This window comes from Corynebacterium pseudokroppenstedtii (assembly GCF_019754945.1).
Classification (GTDB): domain Bacteria; phylum Actinomycetota; class Actinomycetes; order Mycobacteriales; family Mycobacteriaceae; genus Corynebacterium; species Corynebacterium pseudokroppenstedtii.
In genome coordinates this window covers 369,047-381,051 of record NZ_JAEUWU010000001.1, presented here as the reverse complement: position 1 = coordinate 381,051, position 12,005 = coordinate 369,047, and the positions used below count along the sequence as shown (strand labels likewise).

The following is a 12,005-nucleotide window of genomic DNA, read 5'->3' as shown; positions in this document are numbered from 1 at the left end:
ACAGAGCTGCTCAGCAACCGATGCTGACGATAACAACGTGAATGAACAACAAGGATGGCACAGAGCACGTGGGTGACTACTACACGGTGGCGTCGAGCTCGTGCCTGAAATCAACTGCTTCCGCCTCCAGGGCCATAATGCTAATGCACTCCAGAAGAACATCTGAAACGCGGACTCCAAGAGCATGGCAGACAGAGGCTAAGAGTTCAGACGACACTTCTTTACGGCCACGTTCAATCTCTGACAGGTAACCGGGGCTCACCGACGCAACATCCGACAGCTCCCTGAGCGTCATAGACGAACGAACACGGAAAGCTCGGAGCGCCTCACCCAACGTCTCACGCAGGAGAGGTTCAGGTGTTCCTGCCGACGAACCGATAGCGCCGTCGAGAGGGTTTTCACTGTCATGGCGGACTACGGGGCTATTGCCCTGTGATTGACGGTGCGGAAAAAGAGCAGGATTATCTAGAACGGTGGTCTGAGTTCTCATCACTGTGTGTAACGAATCTTTGCCCACTTTTGTTCCCATCATTGCTATTTTCTATCGACGCTGTTTTCCGTCGACGCTATTTCCCATCGACATCGAATTCCGCTAACCAATCGCTGCACGAAGATAACGCCGCAGATACAGACAAGCGTCGAATCGTCTCACGATCTCCACCGATAAGGATATCCGACGTAGCTCGTTTATCTGCATAATTGTGGCGAAAAAGCACATTACCAGCAAGCTGTGCCGTGGCTTTTTTGCCATCTGCGATGCCAATGAATACTTGTCCCACCGGCTTGTCCTCTTGAGGCTCCGGCCCGGCAACGCCAGTCAGGGCGACCCCCAGCGTGGCCCCGCATGCCTCGCGGATATGAGCGGCTAAGTACCGCGCGGTGGTTGGTGCCACTGCCCCGTCGGCGTCGAGGACGTCACGGGGCACCCCACCAAGGCTCGCTTTAAGCTCTGTCGCATACACGACGATGCCGCCACGCAGGACGGCCGACGCGCCGGACACGGTCGCCACCGTCGCGCTCAACAAACCGGCTGTTAACGATTCTGCACACGCAATAGTCACGCCCGCTGACGAAAACCCGTGGACGACGCGTCGGGCGGCCTCAGACAGCTCGTCATCGGTAGGGCGAGCGAACTCAATAGTGCTATGAGGCGCAGGATTTGGCACCAAGACCACTTCTTTCCATCCACTAGTGGATGACTATGAACATCGCGCGACTACGCCGACGTCGTCGCAGATAGTGCTGCTCGTGATTGCCGCGAATCGAGCAAATATTGAATACCGGTCACCACAGTGACGATGACAGCGGCGGCCATGACGATACCGGTGAGCCAGTCGGTCCATCCCGGCAGGGGCATGAGGAACAAGCTGACGGCTAGCGACTGTAGCGCCGTCTTCAGCTTCCCGCCCTTAGATGCAGGAACCACTAGCCCGCGGTGAAGCATCGCCATCCGCCACAGGGTGATACCAATCTCGCGGATCACGATCAGGCAAGTCACCCACCACCACAGGTGGCCGATGATATTTAGCCCCACCAGTGCAGAGATCATCAGAGCCTTATCGGCAATGGGATCCGCAATCTTGCCAAAGTCGGTAATGAGGTTACGTGATCTGGCTAGTCGTCCGTCGACAAAGTCGGTGACCATGAGCGCGATGAACATGAGCAAGGCCAGCCAACGCGATGCAGCAGATTCTCCTCCGTTCCGGAGGAGGAGCCATACGAAAACCGGAATAAAGACGATGCGGATGACCGTGAGAACGTTGGCAATATTCAGCAGCTTGGCGCTTTCTTGCGTGTGACGTGGAGCTGGCTGCGTGTAGTCACTCACCTCGTGGTTGTCACTCGCAGCTTCCGAAACCGTCGGCCCATGAGCCTTGTCGTCTGACGCGTTCACACTTAAACCTTACCGCTTACTACAACGATGAAACCGTTTTATCACCAAAATTGGTTAGCAGCCACCCGTATCGTTCGACGGACCTCACATGCGATTACGGACGGAGATACCTCCGGCCTCACGATCCCGGCGATCCTTAATAACGCTCGCTACCACGGTCACGGTCAGCGTAACGACGATGACTCCCAATGACAAAACTGTCGAGATTTCTGGAACGTGGACATCCTCACCGCCATTGATGAAGGGCAGATTGTTCTCCTCCAAGGCGTGGAACAGAAGTTTCACGCCAATGAAGCCGAGGATGACCCCCAGTCCGTACGGAAGATAGACCAGACGCTCCAAGAGGCCGTCGAGCAAGAAGTACATCTGACGAAGCCCCATGAGGGCAAAGACGTTGGTTGTGAACACGATGTAGGGTTCCTGGGTCAAGCCATAGATCGCGGGAATGGAGTCCAGGGCAAAGAGAAGGTCGATAGCACCGAGGGTCACCAGCGCCAGCAGCATCGGTGTAACCATGCGCTTGCCGTCCACTTTTGCCACCATTTTGTGGCCAACGAACTCGGACGACACCGGAACAAAGCGTCGGAGCGTCCGAACAACGAACATGTCATCAACATCGGTTTCTGGCGCGTCGCGGACTTCGTCGACCACCAATTTGATGGCCGTGTACAGCATGAAGATACCGAATAAATAGAAGATATCCGACCACGCGTTAATCGCTGCAGCACCCAGAGCGATGAAGATACCGCGAAAGACGATCGCCAGCGCGATGCCATAGGCCAGGACTTTTTGTTGCAACTCTCGCGGGACTTTAAACGAGCTGATGATTAGGGCGAAGATGAAGAGATTATCGATACTCAGACTCAGCTCGGTGAAGTAACCAGAGAAAAACTCAAGCCCGTGCTTGTGCGGATCTCCCGGGGCCGGCCAGGACACCCACAAGAAGATCCCAAATATCGTGGCCAGACCGACGTACATGCCCAACCACAAGCCAGCTTCTTTCATGCTGGGTGTGTGGTCCCGCCGGACGTGCCCGACGAAATCGACCAACAAAATTCCAACGAGGACGACGATTGTGATCGCCCACGTTAACCCATCTACATGCATTAAATACCTCCGGTCGTCATTACCAAGGACCGGAGGTCTTTCCCACTAGGCTCACCACAACATCGACCATTGACAACCACGCGGACGCACCGCCTTGTGTCTTACACAGAAAGCCGTGTGCCCTCGGCTGATCATGATCGGCCTAGCCGTTGATACCGGGTGCTGCTGTGCTCGTTCACCTACTCACATACTCCACACGAACACAGGCACCGTGTTGACGACACCAACGCGACGGGGATACTCCCCTCCAGCTACTAGAGGGTACATGAACCATGTGTAAAAACCACGATCATGGGGCGCAACCAGCCAAGACAGCATTACAGGCCGGAAGAAACGAGTACCCAATCAGACGATGCCGCTCGACGGGTTGGCGCTCACTACTTTTGTCGTTGAGGCGGAAGCTCCGCCTGGTGCAGCGTCAGCTCCCTCGTTGTCACTCGGGTCTTCTTTCGGCGCCTCAGCGGGATCGGCACCTTTGATCATCCACAAAATGGTGTCCAGCTCCTCCGGTTTCACCAACACCTCACGCGCTTTCGACCCTTCTGACGGGCCAACAATTCCGCGTGACTCCATCAAATCCATCAAGCGACCAGCCCGAGCAAATCCCACGCGAAGCTTGCGTTGCAACATCGATGTCGAGCCATACTGGCTGGTCACAACGATCTCGACGGCTTGCAACAGGTCCTCGAGATCGTCGCCAATGTCCTCGTCAATCTTCTTCTTCGAGGATTCAGCCTGCTCGACCACCTTGGGATCGTATTCCGGCTCACGCTGAGCCTTCGCCGCATCGACGACGGCCTGCACCTCAGTGTCAGTGACAAACGCACCCTGGATACGCATCGGCTTGCCCGCGCCTTGGGGAATAAAGAGGCCATCGCCCATGCCAATGAGCTTCTCAGCCCCACCTTGGTCAAGGATGACTCGCGAGTCTGTCAGCGACGAGGTCGCGAAGGCCAGGCGCGAGGGAACGTTCGTCTTAATCAAGCCGGTGACAACGTCGACCGACGGGCGCTGCGTCGCCAATACTAGGTGGATACCCGCAGCACGAGCTTTCTGGGTGATCCGGACAATCGAGTCCTCAATCTCTTTTGGAGCCGTCATCATCAGATCAGCGAGCTCATCGACTACACAGACGATAAAGGGGTAAGGCTTGACTTCGCGTTCAGAGCCGAGAGGAGCTGTGTACTCGCCCGTCTCCACCTTGCGGTTAAAGTCCTTGATGTGCCGGACACCGGCGGACTTCATATCCATGTAACGCTGTTCCATTTCATCGACCAACCACTGCAGCGCGCTCGCAGCTTTCTTGGGCTGAGTGATGATTGGAGTGATGAGGTGCGGTACTCCCTCATATGGCGTGAGTTCCACCATCTTTGGATCCACCAGGATCAGACGGACGTCCTCCGGCGTCGCGCGCGTCAGCAAGGAGACCAGCATGGAGTTCACAAATGCAGACTTACCTGAACCGGTAGCACCAGCCACCAGCAAGTGAGGCATCTTCGCTATCGAGTGGGCGACGAAATCGCCTTCGATGTCTTTACCCAGGCCGATCAGCATCGGGTCAGTGTTCTGCATGACCTCAGGAGCATGCAAAACGTCAGAAAGTCGGACCATTTCACGATCGGCGTTCGGCACCTCAATCCCCACTGCAGACTTGCCGGGGATCGGGGTGAGCAGACGCACGTTGTCCGTCGCTGCCGCATAAGCCAGGTTGGACTGCAGGTTCGTAATCTTGGATACCTTGACGCCCGGCCCGAGCTCAACCTCATACCGCGTCACTGTCGGCCCACGCGAATAACCGGTGACCTTCGCATTGACCTTAAACTCCGAGAAGGTCTCCGAAATCGCGGCAATCATCCGGTCATTGGCTTCGGTCCGAGTCTTCGCCGCTTTGCCCGGAATGAGCAGATCCGCACTAGGCAGCTCATAGTGATGTCCCGCCTCCGATGACGATGCGGCAGTACTGCGGTCTTGGCTCCCCGAGGCCGACTTCAACGCCGCCGAGGCACGCTGCGATTGCTTTTTCCCGGGCGCTTTACTTGCCGCATCAATACCCGAGCGCGCAACAATTGCCCGACGCATGGCCTCACGACTGGCACTGACCGCGTCCGTACTGCTCTCGCCGTGTTCACCGTCGCCATCGTCCACCAGCTCAGGCGCGCCTTCACCCCCAGCATTGACTTTTACTGCCGACGATTGAGGCGAACCCTCATTCACTGCGGAGGGAACATCGTCATCCTCGGTGAGAGAGGCGTCAACCCGCGTGGTGTTGACGTTATCTCGTTGCTGGCTAGCGTCTACGGACGTCGGCATTCCACCATGGAAACCGGCGATGTCAACGTCGGTGGGCTGATCGTCCAGCGTCGGCGCAGGCCTTCTCCCCGAAGTATTGCGGGACGAGCGACCACGATCACCAGCCCTCAACCCCGATGAGAACACGCGGGTCGACGCAGCATCTTCGTCCAAGGGATAGTTATCCATCGGCGTATTGCCATACGAACCGTACTGCTGAGCACCAGACGGCAGCTCGTCATCGTCAAACCCGGAGCCGTCGTCGATGATCGCGTGGGAAGAGGACTTCTGCGCTCCCTCCCCGACGATGAGGGGCTGCCCGTCTCTGTGTACCCGAGGATCGGAAGGTACGTTGCGCGCTGGGTAGTGCCTGCGCCCTGAATCGTAAGGAGTTAGGTCGCGGTTAGAGCGGGCATACCGACGATCGGCTCCAGCGCCATCGTCATAGTCGGCACCCTCATACTCGGAGTCGATGTCATAACCGGATTCGTCATATTCGTCGGGGCCATAGGAGTCGTACGAAGCGTCGTCGTATGCTCCCCTGCCCCAGCGGAAGCCCATCCAGTCGGACACAGCGTGAACCGTATCTTTAATGGTCGTTCCAGCAAGTGTGATTGCCGACCAGATGATAATAAGGAGCAAAATCGGCACAGCAAGCCACACCGAGAATCCGGTTGCCAAGGGAGTTCCGGAGAACAGACCTATGGCACCCCCGGCGTGGCTCCGCCCTACCCATGTCGACGGTTGGCCAGCGAAAAGGTGGGCCAGCCCCAGCATCGCAATCAACAGCAGTGCCAGTGCCCCTCCGGACCGAAAATGGTTGACTTGACGGACGGTCACGCCCACCATCAGTACCCAGGCGACGAAAAACAGAGCGACAGGAACCAGATACGCAGCTGCGCCGACGACCATCATGAGGCCGGTGGACAGGGCGCCACCCACCGGACCGCCAATTCCGAACCACAGTGATCCGGCGGTGATGAGTCCGAGGGCGGCGACGATCAAGGCGGGGGTGTCGTAACCGCCACCGATCACTACTCCGGCATCGTCGGCGTAGGCATCACGATCCTGGTCGACGCTCTCATCCATGAGACCACGCTGTGCGGAGGAGGCGCGCCGTCGACTGCTGCCACCACGCCTATGTCCCCCCGACGACACGTTTTCTCCTTCGGAATAATCGTCAAAATTCTCTTCGCTATCGGCAGTATGCCGGTCTGAGGGCTCCGACGCCTGAGATGCCCGACGGAACCGGCCACGCCCCCGTCGCGGTTCCCGGTCAAGGCTCTGGTGATGACTATCAGGGGTGCGACCGTCTGAAATGTCACCAGTGTCGGCACTATCGTCTAAAAGATCGTCATCATTCGACCCTCGGACACTACCTTGTGGTCCTCGAACGGAAGCGACTTTGCGGGTCAGACTTCCCAAGCCCCGCGCTGTACTACTGAAAAACCCGGCCAGGCCGGAGCCCACGGCCGAAAATGCGCTGCCTGTGCGCTCGAATTCCTGGGTAGGAATTAGTTCTTCGCCGCGATTAGCGGGTCGGGATCCCCCTCGTGGTCTCGATGCTGGCGCACCCCTTCGGGACCGTGCACGCGTAGAACTCGCAGGGTGAGTCTTCCGGTTACGTGTACTGGTTTTCCGAGGGGCAGTCATGCATGCCACTTTAGACTCTCAGATCACATCATTCACATTATTAACCTACGCAGGGCGTTTAGATGGCTGCTGTGTGGCCGCCTACCGCGCACCTCATAATGAAAAAAGTCCTGACCCCAATTTCATGGGACCAGGACTCTGACCAGGCTATGAGGTAGCGCCTACATCACAGCGATTCGCGTGTACCTGTCACATCGGACACCAGCGGCTCGTCGGATGTCATGGGAACGACCGTCGGGACAACAAATGGCTTCCTGCGCCACTTCTCGCCCACGAACTTGGTGATCCGACGCTTGATCTGCTGAGCCATTCGGTAAGGATCGTTTTCGCCCTCACCTGACAAATCGAGCAAGGTGTTATCGACGAGATCCTCGACCTCATGCATCATCTCGCGCGACTCATCTGAGAAACCAGATGCCACAACGCGAGGCTTCTCCAACGCCATGCCCGTCCGGTTATCGATCACGACGGTGACAGAGATGACGCCGCCTTCGCCCATCTGGGCGCGGTCTTCCAGAACCTCGGCGTTCACATCGCCCATGGTGACACCGTCGACGTAGAGGTTTCCGACGGGGATCTGCCCAACAACGTCGGCGTGTTTATCCACGAGATCAACAACCACGCCATTTTGTGCCAGCACGGTGTGGTCCTCACGAACACCGGTCGATATGGCCAGTTGCTTGTTGGCCCTCAAGTGACGCCATTCACCATGCACAGGCATAAAGTTCTTCGGGCGGGCTGCGTTGTACAGGAACAACAGCTCACCGGCGAAACCGTGACCCGAGGTGTGGACCTTAGCGTCTTTACTGGTCACCACGTGGGCGCCGATCTGCGAGAGCATGTTGATCACACCGAACACAGCCTCTTCATTGCCCGGCACCAGTGACGACGACAGAACAATGAGGTCACCATCGCGGACAGTGATCTGTCGGTGTTCACGCCGTGCCATACGGGACAGCGCGGCCATGGGCTCGCCCTGCGTACCCGTCGTGACGAGCAGAACCTTGTGCGGAGCCATCTTCGCGGCGTCGTCCATAGAAACAATGGTGTTTCGTGGAACGTCCAAGTAGCCCATCTCTTCCGCAATTTGCATGTTGCGGATCATCGACCGGCCATTGAACGCAACCTTCCTGCCCGCCGCGACGGCTGCATCGACTGCAGCTTGGACACGGTACACGTTCGAGGCGAAGGAAGCGATAATGACGCGCTGCTTCGCTTCGGCAACGAGACGTTTCAGCGTCGGGGCCACATCGGCCTCCGACCCTGAGAAACCAGGCGTAGTCGAGTTCGTCGAATCCGCCAGCATGATGTCCACGCCCTCATCACCGAACCGGGACAATGCCGGCAAATCGGTGGGACGGCCACCAGTCGGGGTCTGATCGAGCTTGATATCGCCCGTATGAATCAGAAGCCCGGCCCCAGTCTTCAGCGCAATACCGAGGCAATCCGGAATGGAGTGGTTCACATTCCAGAAGCGTAGATCAAAGGGACCATACTTCTCATGAGACGTCTCATTAACTTCGATCAGCTTCGGGTGCTGATGGTGCTCACGGCATTTCGCCGCAATCAAAGCACACGTAAAGCGCGAGGCCACGATGGGAATATCAGACCGCAGTTTCAGCAACCACGGGATCGCACCAATGTGGTCCTCGTGGCCGTGAGTAACGACCAGCGCCTCGACACGATCCATCTTGTCTTCCAGATAGGAAAAATCAGGAAGAATCAGATCGACGCCGGGTTCGTCGGAACTTGGGAAAAGAACGCCACAGTCAATGATGAGAAGCCGATTGTGGTATTCGAAAACGGTCATATTACGGCCGATTTCGGAAATACCACCCAGAGCGACGATGCGCAGACCGTCTTTTGGTGCCTTGGGGGGCTCAGGCAAGCGCTGAGTGAGGTCAGCTCCCTGCATGGATTTCACGACAGAGCGGTTCTTATTGTGTCCCCTGTTGCGGTCACGGCCTCGTTTATTGGGGCGATTGTTTTTCCCGTTCTTATTCGAGTTCCGGGAACCGCCGCGCTCTGAACGACCATTGTCGTTTTTATTGTTGCTACCACGGTTGTTGCGGCCTTTATTACCATTGCCGCCACCGTGCTTGTTATTGCCACCACGATTCGATCGGCCCGATGAACCATTGCGATTTCCATCACGTCCATTGGCTTTGTTGCCGTCGGCGTGGCCTTGATTGTCATCGGACGATGGTGAGGACTGACTATGCGTAGTGGCTTTCGGCTCTGTGAACTCTGGACGCTGAGCTGCGTCAACATCAGGCGACCCGGCCTTACGCGTCGATCGCCGACCGCGAGTGCGGTTATCTGGCACTACAGAACACCAGCCTTTCGCATATCATCAGCAAGCTCATCGAGCTGTGACGGACTGGGGGAAATTTGAGGCAAACGAGGTTCTCCTACATTAATGCCCTGCAAGTGCAGAGCTGCTTTGGCAAAACTAACCCCGCCGAGTCGTGCTTGTGCATGATAGAGCGGGGACAACGATGCTGATAAACGCTGAGCTTCAGGGAGATCTCCGGAGTCATACGCGTCGTACATTCTCCTCAGCACGGGAGCAGCAATGTGTCCGACGACAGAGATAAGACCCGTGGCACCAACCGACAACCACGGAAGGTTGATGGGGTCGTCTCCGGAATACCAGGCCAATTCAGTGGACTGAATAAGCTCCAAGGCCTCTGCGAGATTCCCTTTCGCATCCTTAACAGCTGCAATACGCGGGTGCTCGGACAAGCGAGCCAGCGTCTCCTTTGCAACCGGAATAACACTACGCGATGGGATGTCATAAATCATGACAGGCACGTTCATAGCGTCGGCAACGGCCGTAAAATGCTGATAAATGCCCTCTTGACTTGGCTTCGAATAGTACGGAGTCACAACGAGGAGCCCATCCGCGCCAGCCTCCACTGATGCGCGGGATAACTCGATACTCGTCGCCGTATTGTTTGTTCCCGACCCCGCGATAATGCGGGCGGAATCTCCCACCTCTTGTTTAACAGCCTTGAGCAACCGCAACTTCTCTTCGACGGTCGTCGTCGGAGACTCTCCTGTAGTTCCAGCGAGAACCAGGGAATCACACCCTTGATCAACGAGGTGCTTAGCCAACGACACCCCTGCGGATATATCGACGTGACCGTCGCTATCGAAGGGCGTCACCATTGCTACGGCAATAGTTCCGAAAGTTTCGGCGCCGGCCCGTGTTGCAATACCAGTGCTCATATCGGTCAAGGGTACCCGCGGGGCACGGGCACAAACAACTAGCTTTCACTAACAAACGGGCTTGTTGCGACCTCAGTCCCGTCGCTGAGCTCGGTCACAGAAAAATCACCGAAAGCATGAGGTGCGACCGACTGAAGCTCTTTCAAGATCGCAATAGCTAAGTGCCGGATCTCTTGATCCGCATTTTCCGTCGCTCTCATCCCAATAAAGTGACGCCACGTCCGAAAATTCCCCGTGGCCACCAACCGAGTTTCGGTTGCCGACGGCAAGATCGCCCGTGCCGCTTGCCGCGCTTGCTTCTGGCGCAAGAGGGCATTCATGCGCCCCGACGCCGCGCCCGGAGTCTTTTTCTCGAGGCTACTCAGTAGCTCCGAAAAGGTATCTCTGGCTACATCACACGCTTCGAGGAACAAATCTGTTAACTGTTTGTCTTTCGCAATCTCTGCGGGGACAACGACATCAATGTCATCGTCCGGCGTGAAGCGTTGTGAGAGTTGGGAAAAAGACAAGTGGCGGTGCCTCATAAATTCATGGGCACATCCCCGAGAAAGCCCCCGGATATAGAACGTCGCCGTCGGATGTTCAAGTAGAGCGGTATGCCCTACCTCCATAATGTGCCGGATATAGGCTTCATTCGAAGCTGTGTGGGGGTTCGGGCGATCCCATGTTTCGTAGCAAGCGCGACCAGCAAACTCGACTAATGAATCCGCATCGGAAGAGTCTTTAATAAAGCCCAAGTCCATACCCAAGGGAAGAGTAAAAGACGTGTGGGCAATAAGAGACACTTCACATGGCTTAGGTGTTGCCATTTACAGCCCCAAGAAAGAATCCAAACCGATGGTTAAGCCTGGGTGTTCAGGCACTTTGCGCACGCCCAGGAAAACACCGGGAACAAATGAGGTGCGATCATAGGAATCTTGGCGGATAGTCAAACTCTGCCCCTGGGAACCGAAAATAACCGCTTCGTGTGCAACGGCACCTTTCATCCTGATGGCGTGGACAGGAATTCCGTCTACCGACGCTCCGCGGGCTCCGTCAAGTGCTTGTTCGGTAGCGTCCGGCTGATCGCCGCAACCAGCCTTGTCCCTCGACTGAGCAATTGTTTGTGCCGTGTGAATGGCAGTACCCGACGGCGCATCCTTCTTGCCTGGGTGGTGCATCTCGACCACTTCAGCAGAATCGAAATACGGCGCAGCTATTTCCGCTAATTTCTCCGTCAATACTGCGGAGATAGCAAAGTTCGGAGCAACTAAGACACCAGTGTTGGGCGAATCCTTGAGCCATTCGCGGACCTGGTCATAACGATCATCAGTCCACCCCGTCGTGCCGACGACTGCGTGAATTCCATGGTCAATGAGGAATTTAACGTTATCCATCACAGCTGAGGGTGACGTGAAATCGATGGCGATTTCCGCACCTGAATCAACCAGCGTGTCCAAAGAATCATCGCGGTCAACCGCAGCAACGAGTTCAAGGTCTGACTCCCCCTTCAATGCCGCAACGAGTGTCTGTCCTACATTCCCCGAAGCACCGATGACACCGACTTTGAGTGGTGAAGTCATTATTTCTCCCATCATTAGTGGATATATCTGTCATGTGGGTGGCGGCTGCCACCGCAACGGCGTTAGTCTACCCCTTCTCTCCCGATATCGAACTACCCCCGGACGGTAGCCCCACTGCCCGAGTGGCCACGATCAACGTCACGAATCATATTCATGTTCTTCCAGCTCAGCTTGATAGAGACCGCGACGTAATACAACCGAAACATTTTGTAACCTCTTTGTTTCGACATTTAGCAACGCCTCGTCATCAATCAGTTTTACATTTCAAC

General features: G+C 56.4%; 9 protein-coding genes. All 9 read right to left on the bottom strand.

The window, feature by feature from the left end; genetic code table 11:
* Positions 1-79: 79 nt before the first annotated feature.
* The 9 genes from JMN36_RS01580 to dapB all read right to left on the bottom strand — a co-directional run bounded on the left by JMN36_RS01580 (position 80) and on the right by dapB (position 11,736).
* On the bottom strand, positions 80-493 hold the full coding sequence (locus JMN36_RS01580; RefSeq protein WP_412728576.1) for a helix-turn-helix domain-containing protein: 414 nt from the start codon (positions 491-493) through the stop codon (positions 80-82).
* Between the two features lie 73 nt (positions 494-566).
* The gene (locus JMN36_RS01575) at positions 567-1,166 is read right to left on the bottom strand and encodes a CinA family protein (RefSeq protein ID WP_328145396.1); all 600 of its coding nucleotides are present in this window, start codon (positions 1,164-1,166) and stop codon (positions 567-569) included.
* 50 nt (positions 1,167-1,216) lie between these two features.
* On the bottom strand, positions 1,217-1,894 hold the full coding sequence (gene pgsA, locus JMN36_RS01570; protein WP_390885157.1) for a CDP-diacylglycerol--glycerol-3-phosphate 3-phosphatidyltransferase: 678 nt from the start codon (positions 1,892-1,894) through the stop codon (positions 1,217-1,219).
* Positions 1,895-1,978: 84 nt separating this feature from the next.
* Entirely contained in the window at positions 1,979-3,001 is a 1,023-nt protein-coding gene (locus tag JMN36_RS01565) for a TerC/Alx family metal homeostasis membrane protein (protein WP_046202209.1), read from the bottom strand.
* A 345-nt stretch (positions 3,002-3,346) separates the two neighbouring features.
* Positions 3,347-6,448: an FtsK/SpoIIIE family DNA translocase gene (locus tag JMN36_RS01560; RefSeq protein ID WP_204088715.1), complete on the bottom strand. Its 3,102-nt coding sequence runs from the start codon at positions 6,446-6,448 to the stop codon at positions 3,347-3,349.
* 661 nt (positions 6,449-7,109) lie between these two features.
* On the bottom strand, positions 7,110-9,269 hold the full coding sequence (locus JMN36_RS01555) for a ribonuclease J (protein WP_204087077.1): 2,160 nt from the start codon (positions 9,267-9,269) through the stop codon (positions 7,110-7,112).
* Positions 9,269-10,174 carry a 4-hydroxy-tetrahydrodipicolinate synthase gene (dapA, locus tag JMN36_RS01550; RefSeq protein WP_204087078.1) on the bottom strand — a complete coding sequence of 302 codons (906 nt, stop codon included), beginning with the start codon at positions 10,172-10,174 and terminating at the stop codon, positions 9,269-9,271. Before dapA ends, JMN36_RS01555 begins: the two co-directional genes overlap by 1 nt.
* Positions 10,175-10,212: 38 nt before the next feature.
* Positions 10,213-10,983, bottom strand: coding sequence for an FAD-dependent thymidylate synthase (thyX, locus tag JMN36_RS01545; protein ID WP_204087079.1), 771 nt, complete (start codon positions 10,981-10,983; stop codon positions 10,213-10,215).
* Positions 10,984-11,736: a 4-hydroxy-tetrahydrodipicolinate reductase gene (gene dapB / locus JMN36_RS01540; RefSeq protein WP_221923712.1), complete on the bottom strand. Its 753-nt coding sequence runs from the start codon at positions 11,734-11,736 to the stop codon at positions 10,984-10,986.
* Positions 11,737-12,005: the final 269 nt, after the last annotated feature.

What these genes read in the sequence shown, in the direction of transcription:
- dapB (WP_221923712.1), bottom strand. Translation starts at nt 11,736, where the DNA reads ATGACTTCACCACTCAAAGTCGGTGTCATCGGTGCTTCGGGGAATGTA.
- JMN36_RS01565 (WP_046202209.1), bottom strand. Translation starts at nt 3,001, where the DNA reads ATGCATGTAGATGGGTTAACGTGGGCGATCACAATCGTCGTCCTCGTT.
- thyX (WP_204087079.1), bottom strand. Translation starts at nt 10,983, where the DNA reads ATGGCAACACCTAAGCCATGTGAAGTGTCTCTTATTGCCCACACGTCT.
- dapA (WP_204087078.1), bottom strand. Translation starts at nt 10,174, where the DNA reads ATGAGCACTGGTATTGCAACACGGGCCGGCGCCGAAACTTTCGGAACT.